14 protein-coding genes are annotated in these 17,399 nt (G+C 70.1%); 8 read left to right on the forward strand and 6 right to left on the reverse strand.

The features are described 5' to 3' along the window. The first annotated feature begins 73 nt into the window (after positions 1–73). Entirely contained in the window at positions 74–2,254 is a 2,181-nt protein-coding gene (uvrD, locus tag HUS23_06525) for a DNA helicase II (GenBank protein QKT03485.1), read from the forward strand. A 113-nt stretch (positions 2,255–2,367) separates the two neighbouring features. Next, a complete protein-coding gene (locus tag HUS23_06530) occupies positions 2,368–3,453 on the forward strand; it encodes a TRAP transporter substrate-binding protein (GenBank protein ID QKT03486.1) in 1,086 nt (361 codons plus the stop codon). A 79-nt stretch (positions 3,454–3,532) separates the two neighbouring features. Here the strand turns inward: HUS23_06530 and hemF are convergent, their stop codons facing one another. The 6 genes from hemF to HUS23_06560 form a co-directional block, all read right to left on the reverse strand. Further along, on the reverse strand, positions 3,533–4,450 hold the full coding sequence (hemF, locus tag HUS23_06535) for an oxygen-dependent coproporphyrinogen oxidase (GenBank protein ID QKT03487.1): 918 nt from the start codon (positions 4,448–4,450) through the stop codon (positions 3,533–3,535). Positions 4,451–4,563: 113 nt separating this feature from the next. After that, positions 4,564–5,124, reverse strand: a complete 561-nt coding sequence (locus tag HUS23_06540) for a threonylcarbamoyl-AMP synthase (protein QKT03488.1) — start codon at positions 5,122–5,124, stop codon at positions 4,564–4,566. A 3-nt stretch (positions 5,125–5,127) separates the two neighbouring features. Further along, the gene (gene topA / locus HUS23_06545) at positions 5,128–7,428 is read right to left on the reverse strand and encodes a type I DNA topoisomerase (GenBank protein QKT03489.1); all 2,301 of its coding nucleotides are present in this window, start codon (positions 7,426–7,428) and stop codon (positions 5,128–5,130) included. 69 nt (positions 7,429–7,497) lie between these two features. Next, positions 7,498–7,980, reverse strand: a complete 483-nt coding sequence (locus HUS23_06550) for a DUF494 domain-containing protein (protein QKT05000.1) — start codon at positions 7,978–7,980, stop codon at positions 7,498–7,500. Then, positions 7,980–9,134, reverse strand: a complete 1,155-nt coding sequence (gene dprA, locus HUS23_06555; protein ID QKT03490.1) for a DNA-protecting protein DprA — start codon at positions 9,132–9,134, stop codon at positions 7,980–7,982. Before dprA ends, HUS23_06550 begins: the two co-directional genes overlap by 1 nt. Before the next feature lie 66 nt (positions 9,135–9,200). Continuing rightward, a complete protein-coding gene (locus HUS23_06560) occupies positions 9,201–10,169 on the reverse strand; it encodes a LysM peptidoglycan-binding domain-containing protein (GenBank protein ID QKT05001.1) in 969 nt (322 codons plus the stop codon). A gap of 282 nt (positions 10,170–10,451) precedes the next feature. Here HUS23_06560 and HUS23_06565 point away from each other — a divergent pair, with 282 nt between their 5' ends. From HUS23_06565 to HUS23_06590, 6 genes are read left to right on the forward strand one after another with little or no spacing between them, the layout of a single operon-like run. After that, positions 10,452–10,955 (forward strand): peptide deformylase, encoded by a 504-nt coding sequence (locus HUS23_06565; GenBank protein QKT03491.1) that lies wholly within the window; start codon positions 10,452–10,454, stop codon positions 10,953–10,955. Between the two features lie 21 nt (positions 10,956–10,976). Then, on the forward strand, positions 10,977–11,924 hold the full coding sequence (gene fmt / locus HUS23_06570) for a methionyl-tRNA formyltransferase (protein ID QKT03492.1): 948 nt from the start codon (positions 10,977–10,979) through the stop codon (positions 11,922–11,924). Continuing rightward, positions 11,921–13,228: a 16S rRNA (cytosine(967)-C(5))-methyltransferase RsmB gene (gene rsmB / locus HUS23_06575; protein QKT03493.1), complete on the forward strand. Its 1,308-nt coding sequence runs from the start codon at positions 11,921–11,923 to the stop codon at positions 13,226–13,228. Before fmt ends, rsmB begins: the two co-directional genes overlap by 4 nt. After that, positions 13,225–13,791 carry a DUF4390 domain-containing protein gene (locus HUS23_06580; GenBank protein ID QKT03494.1) on the forward strand — a complete coding sequence of 189 codons (567 nt, stop codon included), beginning with the start codon at positions 13,225–13,227 and terminating at the stop codon, positions 13,789–13,791. Before rsmB ends, HUS23_06580 begins: the two co-directional genes overlap by 4 nt. Next, on the forward strand, positions 13,773–16,001 hold the full coding sequence (locus HUS23_06585) for a HAMP domain-containing protein (GenBank protein QKT03495.1): 2,229 nt from the start codon (positions 13,773–13,775) through the stop codon (positions 15,999–16,001). Before HUS23_06580 ends, HUS23_06585 begins: the two co-directional genes overlap by 19 nt. Next, positions 15,998–17,371: a sigma-54-dependent Fis family transcriptional regulator gene (locus HUS23_06590; GenBank protein QKT03496.1), complete on the forward strand. Its 1,374-nt coding sequence runs from the start codon at positions 15,998–16,000 to the stop codon at positions 17,369–17,371. The genes HUS23_06585 and HUS23_06590 overlap by 4 nt, the downstream gene beginning before the upstream one ends. The last annotated feature ends 28 nt before the right edge of the window (positions 17,372–17,399 follow it).

A 17,399-nucleotide genomic window follows, 5' to 3' on the forward strand; every position in this document is an offset into this window, starting at 1 on the left:
CCCCCCGCCGCACTATCCCGGCGCGCCGAATCCCGCAAAGCTTCCGAGGCGGTTCTGTTAAACTCGGACCCCCATGGAAGACGTCTCCCACCTGCTCGACCCGCTCAACGAGGCCCAGCGCGAGGCGGTCGCCGCCCCGCCCGGCAACCTGCTCATCCTGGCCGGCGCCGGCAGCGGCAAGACCCGCGTGCTGGTGCACCGCATCGCCTGGCTGATCCAGGCGCAGGGGGTGTCGCCCTACGCCATCCTCGCCGTGACCTTCACCAACAAGGCCGCCGGCGAGATGCGCGCGCGCATCGAGCGCCTGGTGGGCATGCCGCCGGGCGGCATGTGGGTGGGCACCTTCCACAGCCTCGCCCACCGCCTGCTGCGCGCGCACTGGCGGGAGGCCGGGCTGCCGCAGCAGTTCCAGATCCTGGACAGCGACGATCAGCAGCGCGCCGTGAAGCGCGTGATCCGCGAGCTGGACCTGGACGACACCCACTGGCCGCCGCGCCAGGCACAGAGCTACATCAACGCGCGCAAGGACGAGGGGCTGCGCCCGCAGCACATCGAGCCGGGTCACGATCCCTACCAGCGCACCATGCTGGCCATCTACCAGGCCTACGAAGCGCTGTGCCAACGCGGCGGCATGGTCGACTTCGCCGAGCTCCTGCTGCGCGCGCACGAGCTGTGGCTGCACAACCCGGAGCTGCTGGCGCACTACCAGCAGCGCTTTCGCCACATCCTGGTGGACGAGTTCCAGGACACCAACACCATCCAATACGCTTGGCTGCGCCTGCTCGCCGGCGAGACCGGCCACGTGTTCGCGGTGGGCGACGACGACCAGTCCATCTACGGCTGGCGTGGCGCGCGCATCGAGAACATCCACCGCTTTTCGAAAGATCTGCGCGCGGTGCACACCCTGCGCCTGGAGCAGAACTACCGCTCCACCGGCACCATCCTCTCGGCGGCCAACGCGCTCATCGCGCACAACGCCGACCGCCTCGGCAAGAACCTGTGGACCGCCGGCGGCGAGGGCGAGCCCATCCGCCTGTATGCCGCGTTCAACGACCTCGACGAGGCGCGCTTCGTGGTGCAACGCATCACCCAGTGGGTGGACGAGGGCGGGCGGCGCGACGAGATCGGCATCCTGTACCGCTCCAACGCCCAGTCGCGCGTGATCGAAGAGGCGCTGGTGCAGCACGGCGTGCCCTACCGCGTGTACGGCGGCCTGCGCTTTTTCGAGCGCGCCGAGATCAAGGACGCGCTGGCCTACCTGCGCCTGATCGCCAACCGCCACGACGACGGCGCGCTGGAGCGGGTAATCAACACGCCCACGCGCGGCATCGGCGAGCGCACCGTGAGCGGGCTGCGCGAGACCGCGCGCGCGCAGCGCGTCTCGATCTGGGACGCGGCGCTGCAGACCTTGGCGGCGGACGCGCTGGCCGCACGGGCCGCCAACGCCCTGCGCGCCTTTCTCGCGCTCATCGACGGCTTGGCGCAGGAGACGGCGGGACTGGCGCTGCACGAACAGGTCGCGGCGGCCATCGAACGCAGCGGCCTGCGCGAGCACTACGCCAAGGAGAAGGGCGAACGCGGGCAGGCGCGCCTGGAGAACCTAGACGAACTCGTGAACGCCGCGCGCCAGTACGTCGACACCGGCGAGGAGCCGCCCGAGGGCGCCGGCGGCGGGCCGCTCGCGGAGTTCCTGGCGCACGCCGCGCTGGAGGCCGGCGAGGCGCAGGGCGAGTCCTGGGAGGACTGCGTGCAGCTCATGACGCTGCATTCGGCCAAGGGCCTGGAGTTCCCGCTGGTGTTCCTGGTGGGCATGGAGGAGGGGCTGTTCCCGCATCAGATGTCCATGGAGGAGCCGGGTCGCCTGGAGGAGGAGCGCCGCCTCTGCTATGTCGGCATGACGCGGGCCATGCGCCACCTCTACATCACCTACGCCGAGGTGCGCCGCCTGTATGGGCGCGAGAACTACGGGCGCCCCTCGCGCTTCCTGGCCGAGATGCCGGGGGAGCTGCTGGAAGAGGTGCGCGTACGCGGGACCGTCAGCCGGCCGGTGGCGGCGGGTGGCGGTTTCGGCGCCGCCGCCCTGGCGGAGGACTTTCCGCTGCGCCTTGGCCAACGCGTGCATCACGCCAAGTTCGGCGACGGCGTGGTGCTGAACGCCGAGGGCAGCGGCCCGCAGGCGCGCGTGCAGGTCAATTTCGAGGGCGTGGGCAGCAAGTGGCTGGTGCTGGCCTACGCCAAGCTGGAGCCGGTGTAACCCCGCGGCACGGCCCACGCGGCGGACCCGCCAGTACGGGGCACGGAGCCCCCCACGAGGGACCACGGAAGGGACTGTTCAGCCAACACGTATCGTATCGAGGAGCACCTTCCATGAAACGTCGCGAATTCATCAAGGGCCTGTCGGCCGGCGGCCTACTGGCCGGCGGCACGCTGGCCGGTGCCGCCGTCGCCAAGGACAAGGAGGTCAAGCACCGCTGGCGCATGGCCACCGCGTGGCCCGCCAACTTCCCCGGCATGGGCACCGGCGCCACCGCCCTGGCCAAGCTCATCACCGAGATGAGCGGCGGGCGCATCGAGGTGCGCGTGTTCGGCGCCGGCGAGCTGGTGCCGCCGTTCGAGATCTTCGACGCCGTGGCGCGCGGCACGGTGGAGATGGGGCACGGCGCGAGCTACTACTGGACCGGCAAGAGCGAAGCGGCGCAGTTCTTCTCGGCGGTGCCGTTCGGCTTCACCGCACAGGAGATGAACGCCTGGCTGTACCACGGCGGCGGTATGGAGCTGTGGCGCGAGACCTACGCCCCGTTCGGCGTGGTGCCCACCGCGGCGGCCAACACCGGCGTGCAGATGGGCGGCTGGTTCAACAAGGAGATCAACACGGTCGACGACCTCCGGGGCCTGCGCATGCGCATCCCGGGCCTGGGCGGGGAGGTACTCAAGGCCGCCGGCGGCACGCCGGTGAACCTGCCGGGCGGCGAGATCTTCACCTCGCTGCGCTCGGGCGCCATCGACGCCGTGGAGTGGGTCGGCCCCTACAACGACCTGGCCTTCGGCCTGCATCGCGCGGCCAAGTACTACTACTACCCCGGCTGGCACGAGCCCGGCACCACGCTGGAGTGCATCATCAACCAGAAGGCGCTGGACGCGCTGTCGGCCGACCTGCGCGCCATCGTGCTGAACGCCTGCAAGGTCGCCAACCAGGACGTGCTGGCCGACTACACCGCGCGTAACAACAGCGCCCTGCACCAGCTGGTGAACCGCCACAAGGTCAACCTGCGCAAGTTCCCCGACCCGGTGCTCAAGCGCCTGCGCGATTTGTCGGAGGACGTGATGAACGGCATCGCGCGCCGCGACCGGCAGTCGCGCAAGGTGTGGGACTCCTTCACCCAGTTCCGCGACCAGGTCGTGCCCTGGCACGACGTCTCGGAACTGGCCTATCTGCAGGCGCGCAACCTCTGAGGACGCTCCAACCGGGCCCCCTCGTGGAAGGCGCCGAGATCGGACGCGGGGCAGGCACGCCGCCTGCCCCGCCCCGGCCTCAGTCCGCGGCCAGCCAGTCGCGCGGCTTGAGAAATACCTCGTACAGACGCGCCTCCGGCGTGCCCGGCTCCGGCCGCCAGTTGTAGCGCCACTTCACCAGCGGCGGCAGCGACATCAGGATGGACTCGGTGCGCCCCCCGCTCTGCAGCCCGAACAGGGTCCCGCGGTCGTACACCAGATTGAACTCCACGTAGCGCCCACGCCGGTAGAGCTGGAAATCGCGCTCGCGCTCCCCGTAAGGCGTCTCCTTGCGCCGCGCGACGATGGGCCGGTAGGCGGGCAGGTAGTGATCGCCCACGCTGCGCAGGAAGGCGAAGCTCTGCTCGAAGCCGCCCTCGTTCAGGTCGTCGAAGAACAGGCCGCCGATGCCGCGCGGCTCGTCGCGGTGGCGCAGGTAGAAGTACTCGTCGCACCACTGCTTGTAGCGCGGATAGGCCCCCTCCCCGAGCGGCGCACACGCCGCGCGCGCCGTCTGGTGCCAGTGCACGCAGTCCTCCTCCTCGCCGTAGTAAGGCGTGAGGTCGAAGCCGCCGCCAAACCACCAGATCGGCTCGGCGCCCTCCTTCTCGGCCACGAACAGGCGCACGTTGGCGTGCGAGGTCGGCACATAAGGATTGCGCGGGTGGATCACCAAGGACACGCCCATGGCCTCGAAGCGGCGCCCGGCGAGTTCGGGGCGCTGCGCGGTGGCCGAGGGCGGCAGCCCCTCACCGTACACATGGGAGAAGTTGATACCCGCCTGCTCGAAGACCGCGCCCTCTTGCAGCACGCGCGAACGTCCGCCGCCGCCGGCGGGCCGTTCCCAGGCGTCTTCCATGAAGCGGGCGGCGCCGTCCTCCTCCTCGATCCCGGCGCAGATGCGGTCCTGCAGGTCGAGCAGGTAGGCCTTGACGGCGTTCAAGTCGGGTTGGCTCATGGTCCCTCTCGCTCTCGAATGGTTACACCGCGCGCTGGCGGTCGGCTCAGTAGCTGCGATGGTAGCCGAGCCCGGCCGCGCCACCTTGATCCAGGACAAGCCTGGGGCATGGCTCAGCCGGCGCGCAGCACCTCGCCCGTGCGCAGGTCGCGGATCTCGCTCGGCGCGCGGCGCCCGCCGAGCGGGGCGTGCAGGATGTAGTCTACGCGTGCGCCGAACTGCAGGCGCACCCCCAGCGGCGAGGTCGCCGGCCGATGCCCGGCGCGGTTGGCGCTGGTGGACACCAGCGCGCCGCCGAACGCCGCGCAGAGCGCGCGTGCCTCCGCATGGCCGGGCACGCGAACCGCCAGGGTGTCGTGAGCGCCGCGCAGCCAGGCGGGGCATTCGGGGCGGGCGGGCAACAGCCAAGTCACCGCGCCGGGCCAGGTACGCTCCACCTGGGCGCGGTGCGCCTCACTGAGCGGCAGCAGGTACGGCTCCAGGGCGTCCAGCGCGGCGGCGATGAGGATCAGCCCCTTGGCCATGGGGCGGCCCTTGAGGTCCAGCAGGCGGGTAACCGCCTCGGCGTCCAAGGGATCGCAACCGAGGCCGTACACCCCCTCGGTCGGGTAGGCGATGAGCCCGCCGCCGCGCAGGACCTGCACGGCGCGGCGCAGCTGCCACGGGTGCGCCATGCGCTAGTCGACCTCGGCCGGCTCGGCGGCCTCCACCGGCTCGGCGTAGCCACACTCCTTGCGCGGGCAGACCTTTTCCGTGCCGCGGCGCTTGGTGGTCTTGAGCGTGAGGATGGGCCAGCTGCACTTGGGGCAGGCCTCGGCCAGCGGCTCGTTCCACACCGCGTACTTGCAGCTCGGATAGCCCGAGCAGGAGTAGAAGATCTTGCCCTGGCGCGATTTGCGCTTGAGCAGCGTGCCCTTGTGACACTCGGGGCACTCGACGTGCGTATCCTGCGGCTTCTCCAGCGGCTCGATGTGGCGGCAGTCGGGGTAGTTGGCGCAGCCGATGAACTTGCCGTAGCGGCCGGACTTGACCACCAGTTGCCCGCTGCACTCGGGGCACTGGCGCCCCTCCACCACCTCCGGCTCGGCCTCCCCGGCCGACTCGTTAAGGTTGCGGGTGTAATCGCAGTCCGGGAAGCCGGTGCAGCCGATGAAGCGCCCGCGCCGCCCCAGGCGAATGGACAGCGGCTTGCCGCACTTGGGGCAGGACTCGTCCAGCTTCTCCTGCGTGACGTCCTTGCGCTGCACCGACTGTTCCTTGTCGATGGTGAGCTGCTTGAACGGCACCCAGAATTCGCGCATCAAGGGCACCCAGTCCTTCTCGCCGCGCGACACCGCGTCGAGTTCGTCCTCCAGGCGCGCGGTGAAGTCGTAGTCCACGTAGTTGGTGAAGTGCTCGGTGAGGAACTTGTTCACCACCCGGCCCACGTCGGTGGGCACGAAGCGCTTCTTGTCCATCACCACGTACTCGCGCTGCTGCAGCGTGGAGATGATGGAGGCGTAGGTCGAGGGGCGGCCGATGCCGTGCTCTTCGAGCGCCTTCACCAGGCTCGCCTCGGAGTAGCGCGGCGGCGGCTCGGTGAAGTGCTGTTGCGGGCGCACCCCGAGCAGATCGACACGCTCGCCCTCGAGCAGCGGCGGCAGCACGCGGCCCTCGTCATCGTCCTTGGCGACCTCGTCCTGGCCCTCCTGGTACACCGCGATGAAGCCCGGGTGCACGATGGTCGAGCCGGTGGTGCGGAAGGTGTTCCCCTCGCCCGCGGCGAGGTCGATACTCACCGTGTCGATGGTGGCGTGCATCATCTGACTTGCCACGGCGCGTTTCCAGATGAGTTCGTACAAGCGGTGCTGATCGCGCGTCAGCACGTTGGCGAGGGACTCGGGGACATGCTCGACCGAGGTCGGGCGGATGGCCTCGTGCGCCTCCTGGGCGTTCTTGGCCTTGGTCTTGAACAGGCGCGGCTGCTCGGGCACGTTGTCGGTGCCGTAGCGCGTGCCGATCAGGGCGCGGATCGCCTCCAGCGCCTCCTGCGCGAGGTTCACCGAGTCGGTACGCATGTAGGTGATGAGACCGACGGTTTCCCCGCCCACGTCCACGCCCTCGTAGAGCTGCTGCGCGGTGCGCATGGTGCGCTGCGCGGTGAAGCCGAGCTTGCGCGAGGCCTCCTGCTGCAGGGTGGAGGTGGTGAACGGCGGCGCGGGGTTGCGCTTGCGCTGCTTCTTCTCCACCGCGCTGACCACCAGGCGCCCGCCCGCGGCGGCGAGCAGCGCCTTCTCGGTGCGCGCCGCCTGCTCCTCGTCGGTGATGCTGAACTGGCTGAGCTTCTCACCCTGGAAGTGGGTGAGCTTGGCGGAGAAGTTCTGGCCGCGCTTGCTGCTGTCGGCCTCGATGGTCCAGTACTCGCGGGTCTGGAACGCCTCGATCTCCTGCTCGCGCTCGACGATCATGCGCAGCGCCGGGCTCTGCACGCGCCCGGCGGACAGGCCGCGGCGGATCTTCTTCCACAGCAGCGGCGAGAGGTTGAAGCCCACCAGGTAATCGAGCGCGCGGCGGGCCTGCTGCGCGTTGACCAGATCCATGGACAACTCGCGCGGGTGGGCCACCGCCTCGTTGACCGCGCGCTTGGTGATCTCGTGGAACACCACGCGCGCGACGGTCTTGTCCTTCAGCAGCTTGCGCGCCTTGAGCAGCTCGTACAGATGCCAGGAGATGGCCTCGCCCTCGCGATCCGGGTCGGTCGCGAGGTAGAGCGCGTCGGCCTTGGCCACCGCCTTGGCGATGGCCGCCACGTGGCGCTCGTTCTTGTCGATCACCTGGTACTTCATGGCGAAATCGCTGTCCGGGTCGACCGCACCCTCCTTGGGCAGCAGATCACGGATATGGCCATAGGAAGCCATCACCTCGAAATCCTTGCCGAGGTACTTTTTGATGGTCTTCGCCTTGGCCGGCGATTCCACGATGACGATGTTTTTGCTCATAGGCCCACTAAGAAAAAGCCCGCTTGACGCGGGCGTTTGATACTAGAAGGGCGAGAGGGTCGATGCAACTCAGTGCAAGTTGCCGGCCATCTCGTCGAATACCAGATCCTCCATCCAGGCGAAGGCGGCCTCCTGGCCGGGCTGGTTGAACAGCACCATCAACACGACCCACTTCAACTGGTCCAGATCGATGTCGTCCGCCTCCAGCGCCATCACCCGATCGACCACCATCTCACGCGTGGCCGCATCGAGCACGCCCACCTGCTCGAGGAACATCAGAAAGCCCCGGCAGTCCGCATCCAGCTTCTCGCACTCCTGGCGCGCATACACCCGCGTGGCCGTAGTAGTCGCCGGAGCACGGCCCTCGATGGAGCCGTCGTTGAGACTGGCCAAACCTTCCAACCACTTGAACGCCTTGGTGATTTCGCCCTGATGGAACCCTGCCTCGAGCAGTTCCACACGCAGCGCGTCCTGATCGGGATCGAACTCCACGTCGTCCGACATGTAGTTCTCGAACAGATACATCAAGAGATCCAACACGTTCTCTTTCATCATCGGGTGTCCCCTTCGCAGGCCCGGCAATAACGGCCGCCCGCGGCGGACGCGACTAAGCCGCGGAGCTCCATGGAAACAAGAATGGAGGAAACCTGTTGCGCCGTCAATCCGCTGCCCACCACCAGTTCATCCACGGATGACGGATCAAAACCCATACAATTCAGAATCTTATCCTCATGTTCCGACAGCGTTTGGGGGGCCGTTTCGTCGCCCGATGGCGACGCCGCGGCAGCCGCGCCGCCGATGCCCAGCGGCCCCAACTCCTCAAGCACATCCTGCGCGGTCTCGACCAGTTTCGCCCCTTGCCGGATCAGCGCATGGCAGCCGCGCGCCAAGGGGTTGTGGATGGAACCGGGGATCGCGAACACCTCGCGCCCCTGCTCCGCCGCCAGGCGGGCGGTGATCAGCGAACCGCTGCGCGGCGCCGCCTCGACCACCAGGGTACCCAAGGCCATACCGGAGATTAGACGGTTGCGCCGGGGAAAGTTCGCCGGTATCGGCGGCGTGCCGACGGGGAACTCGCTCACCAGAGCGCCACGCTCCACCAACGCGTGCGCCAACTCGCGATGGCGCGCCGGGTACACCCGATCCAGGCCGGTGCCGGCCACCGCCACCGTGACGCCCTGCTCCATGGCCCCTTGATGCGCCGCCGCGTCGATGCCGAGCGCCAGCCCGCTGGTGATCACCAGCCCCGTCGCCGCCAAGTGGCGGGCGAACTCGCGCGCCGTGTCCGCCCCCGGCCGGGTGGGATTGCGGCTGCCGACGATGGCCAGTTGCGGGCGCGCCAGCAGCTCGGCACGCCCGCACACGTACAGCAAGGGCGGCGGGCGTGGGATCTCGCGCAGCAAGGGCGGGTAACGCGGGTCCTCGAGCGTAACGATGTGGTTCTCGGCCTGCTCGGCCCAGGCCAGATCCCGATCGACGCCCGCCCAGTCCGGGGCCGTCAGGTAGTTCAACAACTCGGTGGAGAGCCCCGGCTCGCCGCGCAGCGTACCCGGGGCGGCCTCCAGGACCGTGCGCGGACTGCCGAAGGCCTCCACCAGCGCGCTGAAGCCGGCCGGACCCAGGCCCGGCGCGCGCCACAAGGCGAGCCAATACTTCAACTCGTTCAGGTCCTTCGCCACCACGTCGGCCCCCCTTGCCGGCTTCATCCAACGCCCCTCACGACGAAGGGCGCCGCAGCGCCCTTCGCCCGACCACCGAACGCGCCACCGCCCTCAGGGCATGCGCACGTTGTCCAGCACCCGCATCGGCCCGCTTGCCCGCATGATGAGGGCATAGCTCACCCGATCGAACACGCGGAACACCATCAGTTCACCCGCCCGCTCGTCGGGCAGGCGTACGTTCTCCCTGGCGATCTCGTCGCGCATCACCGCGCCGCGCTGATACACGGCCATCACGTGGCCGGGCTCCATGCCCTCGCGCTCGCCGAGGTCCAGGACCACCACTTGGTGCTGGCCGATCTGCGTGACGCCGTCCATGACCGCGATGATGTGCCCCTCCACCGCCCGCTCAGGCGCGCGCGGCACGAAGCGGTGATCCCAGGGATCGGCCTCGGCGGGCAGCAAGCGGTCACCGCGCAATACCTCGCGGCGCGCGCTGTCGATGTGCAGCGTGCCGGGATCGCCGACCCGCTGCACGTGCGCGTCCCCCACGTGCAGCGCCTCGAGCCCGAGCACCTCGTCGGTGACCGGATGTCGGTACACCTGGCCCTCGCGCAGCACCGTGTAGCGCCCCACGTCCTCGGCCAGCCCGCGCGCATAGAAGCGCGTGCCGGCCGCGCCCATGAAGCGCCCCTCCTCCATGGACAGTACATAGGGCGCACCGTCCAATTCACCGGGGTTCAACACCCGCGGCCGGCTCAGGAAGGGGCGGATCGCCTCCAGCGGGATGGCCGCGATGGAGGCATCGCGCGGCATCTCGCGCGCCTCCGGCGACAGCCGCACTACGGGCCGCCCGCGTTGAACCTCGAGGACCGGTTTGCCGTCTATATACCGGAGCGTGATGACATCGCCCGGATAGATCAGGTGCGGGTTCTCGACTTGCGGATTGACATGCCAGACCTCCGGCCAGCGCCAGGGATCGCGCAAGAAGCGGCTGGAGATGTCCCACAGCGTGTCCCCGCGCACCACGGTGTAGCGATTGGGCGGGTCGGAGCGCAGCTCGGGCGCGGCGGCGGGCGCCATCGCCGTTGCTTCAGCGGGCGGCGGTGCGTCGGCGGCCGACACGGAGACGGCCAAAGCGAGCGTGGCGAGAGCCGTCGCGAACAGCGGCAGACGGCGCCGGGTCTTTCTTATAATATGCATGCGGTGCTGCCCCTGGATGCTTGGACCGAGTGTACCGCGCAGCGGCGCCGGTTCACAACGCATGCCACGCAGATCGCGGGGCGCGAACTGAGCGGGCGTCGGCGGGCGCGTCTCAGCGTACTATAGGCGGCACATGGTCTTGTAAACCCGGACGGATTTCACATGGCGTTGTTGAACATCTTGCACTTTCCCGATCCTCGTCTGCGCACCCGGGCCGAACCGGTGCAGCAGGTGGACGAGGCCCTGCGTACGCTGGTCGATGACATGCTCGAGACCATGTACGACGCGCCGGGGATCGGCCTGGCGGCCACCCAGGTGAACGTGCACAAGCGGGTGATCGTGATCGACGTCTCGGAGGATCGCTCCCAGCCGCTGTGCCTGATCAATCCGGAGATCCTGGGGCGCGACGGCGTGGAGCAGATGGACGAGGGCTGTCTGTCGGTACCCGGCGTGTACGAGACCGTCGAGCGCGCCGAGCGCGTCAAGGTGCGTGCCCTGGGACGCGACGGCGAACCCTTCGAGATCGACGCCGACGGTCTGCTCGCGGTGTGCATCCAGCACGAGATGGATCACCTGGAAGGCAAGCTGTTCGTCGACTACCTCTCCGAGCTCAAGCGCCAGCGCATCCGCAAGAAGCTTGAAAAGCTGCGTCGTCAGACGCTCTGACGGCCCCCCGTCGCTCTCCCGATGTCATCCCTGCGCCTGATCTTCGCCGGCACGCCGGCCTTTGCCGCCGTCGCCCTGGACGCGCTGCTCGCCTCGCGCCATGAGGTGTGCGCGGTCTACACCCAGCCCGACCGCCCGGCGGGGCGCGGCCGGCGCCTGGTCGCCTCGCCGGTCAAGCAGCTCGCCGAGGCGCACGCGGTGCCGGTGCGCCAGCCGCCGACGCTGCGCGAGGCCGAGACCCAGCAGGCGCTGGCGGCGCTGAACGCCGACGCCATGATCGTGGCCGCCTACGGGCTGCTGCTGCCCGAGCCGGTGCTTGAGGCGCCGCGCCTGGGCTGCCTCAACATCCACGCCTCGCTGCTGCCCCGCTGGCGCGGCGCCGCGCCCATTCAGCGCGCCATGCTGGCCGGCGATGCCGAGACCGGCATCACCATCATGCAAATGGACGCGGGGCTCGACACCGGCGCCATGCTCCGGCGCGTGGCCACCCCGATCGACCCGCGGGAGACCGCCGGCGAGTTGCACGACCGGCTCGCGCCCCTGGGGGCGGCAGCGCTGCTGGAGGTGCTCGAGGCGCTCGCCGCGGGGCCGCTGCACGGCGAGCCGCAGGACGAACGGCTGGCGACCTACGCGCCCAAGCTGGACAAGGGCGAGGCACGGCTCGACTGGCAGGCGAGCGCCGAACACCTGGCGCGCGCGGTGCGGGCCTATAACCCCTGGCCGATGGCCCATACCACCCTCGACGGCGCGCCGCTGCGCGTGCTGCGCGCCGAGGCCGTGGGGGGCGGCGCAGAGGGACGCCCGGGCGAGATCCTGCGCACCGGGGAGGCAGGCATCGAGGTCGCCACCGGCGCCGGGGTGTTGCGCCTGCTGGAGGTGCAACCGGCCGGCAAGCGGCCGATGAGCGCCGCCGCGCTCGCGCACGGCCGGTCGCTCCACGGGCGCCTGCTCGGACAGGACGCACGATGAGCGGCGACCCGCGCGCCGCGGCCGCCACCTGCCTCGCCGAGGTCCTTGCCCAGGGGCGCTCCCTGAGCGCCGCGCTGCCCCCGCAACTGGCCAAGTTGGCACCGGCCCAGCGCGCCCTCGCGCAGGAGCTGGCGTACGGCACGCTGCGTTACCGGCCGCGCCTGGCGCCCGCGCTCGCGCGCCTGCTGCGCCGCCCGCTCAAGCGCCGCGACGCCGACGTCGAGGCACTGATGCTGGCGGGGCTGTACCAACTCACATACATGCGCGTGCCGGCGCACGCCGCCGTCGCCGAGACGGTGAGCGCGACCGCGGCGCTGGGCAAGGATTGGGCGCGCGGCGTGGTGAATGCGGTGCTGCGGCGCTACGGGCGCGAGCAGGAGGCGCTGCTGGCCGAGGTCGATCGCGACCCGGCGGCGCGCTGGGCCCATCCGCGCTGGTTGGTCCAGGCGCTGCGCGAGGCCTGGCCGCAGCAGTGGGAGGCGATCTGCGCGGCCAACAACGCCCATCCGCCCATGACGCTGCGCGTCAACGCCCGGCGCGGCACGCGCGAGGACTACCTGGCGCGGCTCGCCGCGGCCGGCATCGAGGCCCGCCCGGGCGCGCACGCGCCGGAAGCCATCGTGCTCGCCGCACCGCTCGGCGTGGAGGCCCTGCCGGGCTTCGCGGCAGGCGACGTCTCCGTGCAGGACGCCGCCGCCCAGTTGGCGGCCCACGTCTTGGCCCCCGCGCCGGGCGAGCGGGTGCTGGACGCCTGCGCCGCGCCGGGCGGCAAGACCGCGCACCTGCTCGAGCGCTGCCCCGACATCGCGCTGACGGCGGTGGACGTGGACGCCGAGCGCCTGGCGCGGCTGCGCGAGAACCTCACGCGCCTCGGGCTCGAGGCACACCTGGTGGCGGGCGACGCGGCCGACCCGACGTGGTGGGACGGGCGGCCCTACGACCGCATCCTGCTGGACGCCCCCTGCTCGGCCAGCGGCGTGATCCGTCGCCACCCCGACATCAAGACGCTGCGGCGCCCGGAGGACCTGCCGGCGCTGGCCGCGCAACAGGCTAAGTTATTGGAAGGGTTGTGGCCCTTGCTGCGCCCCGGCGGTATGCTGGTGTACGCCACCTGTTCGGTGCTGCCGGTCGAGAACGCGGAGCAGGTCGCGCGCTTTCTGGCGCAGCATCCGGAGGCCCGCCCGCTGCCCCTCGATGCCGCCTGGGGCGCGCCGGCGGGCGCCGGGCGACAGATACTACCGGGGGCAGACTCGATGGACGGCTTTTACTACGCGCGTCTGTGCAAGGGCGGCGCCACCGCATGAGGCACCCGCTGGTCTTGCTCGTGCTGACGCTCGCGGGGCTCGCCCTGCTCACGGCGCCGGCGTTCGCCGAAGAGCCCCCCGGTTTCGTGGTGGAACGGGCCGAGATGCGCCTGGTCGACCGGGTCTACGTCCTCGACAGCGACATCCGCTACACCTTGTCCCCGGACACCCTCGGCGCGCTCGACATGGGCGTGCCGCTCACCATCGAGCTGGAGATCCAACTGGTGAACCCGCGCTGGTGGTGGTGGGACGAGATCGTGGCCGAACTCACCCAGTCCTATCAGCTCCAGCACCACGCCCTCACCGAGCGCTACGTGGTCAAGAACCTCAATAGCGGCGCGCAGCAGACCTTCGCCGAGCTCGGCCCGGCGCTGGAGGCACTCGGTCGCGTCCGCGACCTGCCGCTGCTGGACGTCAAACTGCTCGGCAGCGGCGAGCATATCGGGCGGGTGCGCGCCGCGCTGAACATCGAGGCCCTGCCGGCGCCCCTGCGGCCCATGGCCTACCTCTCGCCCCAATGGCGCATGAGCAGCGCCTGGTACGAATGGCGCTTCGTCTCCTGAGGCGGTTGTTTTCGGAGGCCGGCGCCCTCGCGGTGCTCCTCGTCCTGCTGTTGGCGGCGCTGTGGCTGATGAGCGCGGCCACGCAGAATTCCGAGCAGTTCAGTCGGCTGTATTCGCTGGTGCTGGGCATCAACGTCGCGGCGCTGGCGCTGCTGGTCGGTCTGATTACGACCAACCTGGTGCGCCTGCGCCGACGCTACAAGCGGCGCGAACCGGGCAGCCGCCTGACGGCGCGCCTGGTGGTGATGTTCGTGATCCTCGCCGGCGCCCCGGCGTCGGTGCTGTACTACTTCTCGCTCGGCTTTCTGCACGACGCCATCGATAGTTGGTACGACGTGCGCATCGAGGCCGCGCTGGACGACGCGCTCGAGCTCTCGCGCGCCTCGCTCGGCATCCGCATGCGCGAGCTGCTGCGTCAGACCGAACAACTCGGCGACGAACTGAGCGGGCTGTCGGACGGCATGACCGCGCCGGCCCTGCGCGGGCTGCGCGCGCGCAGCGGCGCCTCGGAGCTCTCGCTGTTCACCGCCCAGGGGCGCGCCATCGCCACCAGCAGCGTGGATCCGCTGCGCATCCTACCCAGCCGCCCGCACGAGACGGTGTTGCTGCAGTTGCGCGCCGGCTCGAGCTACGTGAGCCTGGATCCGGTGCGCGAGGGCGACCTGCACGTGCGCGTCGCGGTCGCGGTGGCCGATCCCGGCGGTGGGGAGGCGCGGGTGCTGCAGGCGCTCTATCCCGTCTCGCCGCGCATGAACACCCTCGCAGAGGGGGTGCAGAACGCCTTCGCGCAACACCGCGAGCTGGTGTTCCTGCGCGAGCCCCTGATCCGCAGCTTCACCCTCACGCTCTCCCTGGTGTTGCTGCTGTCGGTGCTGCTGGCGGTGTGGGCGGCCTTCTTCATGGCGCGGCGCCTGGTCGCCCCGCTCAGCGACCTCGCCGAAGGCACGCGCGCGGTGGCGGCCGGCAACTACGACAAGCGCCTACCGCTGTCCGGGCGCGACGACATCGGCCAACTGGTGAAGTCCTTCAACGAGATGACGCGGCGCATCGCGATGGCGCGCGACGAGGCCGCGCGCAGCCAGGAGGAGGCCGAGGCGCAGCGCACCTACCTGGAGGCGGTGCTCGGTCACCTGTCCTCCGGCGTGCTGACCGTGGACGACAAGGGCCGGCTGCATACCGCCAACGCGGTGGCCGAGCACATCCTGGCCTGCCCGCTGCGCCAGCATCTGGGCCTGCCGCTGGCGCAACTGGCCGAGCGCTACCCGTACCTCGGCCACTTCGTGGAGGCGCTGGCGCCGCATCTCGCCGCGGCGGCCGACGGCTGGCGCGAGGAGGTGACCCTGTTCGGCTCCGGCGGACGCCAGGTATTGATGTGTCGCGGCAAGCGCCTGCCGCACGTGGGCCCGATGGCGGGGGGTCAGGTGGTCGTGTTCGACGACGTGACCGCGCTCATCCAGGCGCAGCGCGACGCGGCCTGGGCCGAGGTGGCGCGGCGCCTGGCGCACGAGATCAAGAATCCGCTCACGCCCATCCAGCTCTCGGCCGAGCGGCTGCGCCGCCAGGTCCTCGGTCAGCTCGACGCGCGCGAGGCGGACATCCTGGACCGCGCCACGCACACCATCGTGGCCCAGGTCGAGGCCATGAAGGAGATGGTGAAGGCCTTCTCCGAGTACGCCAACACGCCCCACATGCAGTCCGTACCGGTGGATCTCAACGCGCTGGTGAACGAGGTGCTGGATCTGTACCGCGGCGACGAGCGGCTGCAGATTCTGGTCAACCTGGATCCCAAGGTGCCGCGCGTGGAGGCCGATGTCGGGCGGTTGCGCCAGGTGTTACACAACCTGGTCAAGAACGCGCTGGAGGCCATGGGTCGCGCCGACAAGGGGCGCCTGTCGGTGAGCACGCGCTGCATGCGCGATGCCTCCTGCCGCTTCGTCGAGTTGCGCGTGCAGGACACCGGGCCCGGCATCCCCGAGGCGATGATGGATCGCCTGTTCGAGCCCTATGTGACCAGCAAGCCCAAGGGCACCGGACTCGGACTTGCTATCGTGAAAAAGATCGTAGAGGAACACGGCGGCATGCTGTGGGCCGAGAACGTGGCGGGCGGGGCGTGCATCGTGATCCGCCTGCCCGGCCACAGCGTCGAAGCGGGCGAGCCGCCCGCCCCCGACGCGCAGTCCGCCACGGCCGTGGCCAAGGAGAACCGATGAGTGCACCGTACGTGCTCGTGGTGGACGACGAGCCGGACATCCGCAGCCTGCTGCAGGAGATTCTGGAGGACGAGGGCTACGAGGTGCAGACCGCCAAGGATGCCGCCTCGGCGCGTGAGTTGCGCCGCGCGCGCCGCCCGGATCTGATTCTGCTCGACATCTGGATGCCCGACGTGGACGGGATCACGCTGCTCAAGGAGTGGGTGGACGAGCGCGGCCCCAGCTCGCCGGTGATCATGATGTCGGGGCACGGCACGGTGGAGACCGCGGTGGAGGCGACGCGCCTCGGCGCCTACGACTTCATCGAAAAGCCGCTGTCGCTGGCCAAGCTGCTGGTGACCATGGAGCGCGCGCTCGAGGCCGACCGGCTGACGCGCGAAAACGTGGGTCTCAAGCGCCGGGTCCAGCCGGCGCAGGAGCCGCTCGGGCGCAGTGCGACCATGCAGCGCCTGCGCGAACAGGTGCGCCGCGTCGCCCAACACGACGCGCCGGTGCTGATCGTGGGCGAACCCGGCACCGGCAAGGAGGTGGTCGCGCGCTACCTGCACGCCAACAGCACGCGCGCCGACGGGCCGTTCGTGGACGTCGGCGTCGGCGCCGTCACCGCCGACAACGCCGCGCTGGAGCTATTCGGCCGCGAGGACGGCGAGCGCGTGCACTTCGGCCTGCTCGAACAGGCCAGCGGCGGCACGCTGTACCTGAACGACATCGCCGACATGGAACTCGCCATGCAGGCCAAGCTGGTGGGGGCCTTGCAGGCGCGGGCCTTTCACCGCGCCGGCGGCACCGAGGCGGTGCCGCTCAACGTGCGCGTGGTGGCCGCCACCCGCCACGACCTCGCCCAGGCCGTGCAGGCCGGCACCTTTCGCCCCGACCTCTACTACCATCTCAACGTGGTGCCGATCGCGGTGCCGCCGCTGCGCGCGCATTGCGAGGACGTGCCCGAACTCCTCAACTATTACGCGGGTCTGTACGCCGCGCGTGACCACCTGCACTATCGCAACTTCAGCGTCGGCGCGCAGAACCGCCTGCGCAACCACGCCTGGCCGGGCAACGAGCGGGAGCTGCAGAATCTGGTGCAGCGCCTGCTGATCACCGGCGGCGACGAGGAAATCGCGCAGGCCGAGGTGGAGGCGGTGCTCGGCGAAGCGCCGCGCCCCGTCGCCGGACAGCTTGGGGTAGACTTCCGCCTGCCGCTGCGCGAAGCGCGCGAGCAGTTCGAGCGCGCCTACCTCGAGTACCAGTTGCGCGAGGCCGGCGGCAGCGTGGGCAAGCTGGCGCAGGCGGTAAAGATCGAGCGCACGCATCTCTACCGTAAGCTGCGCGCGCTGGGCATCGATCCGCGCGAAGGCAAGGACGGCGACAAGTAAACAACCCGCCGCGGGGACGGCGCCGCCG

Source organism: Ectothiorhodospiraceae bacterium 2226 (assembly GCA_013348725.1).
Taxonomy (GTDB): Bacteria; Pseudomonadota; Gammaproteobacteria.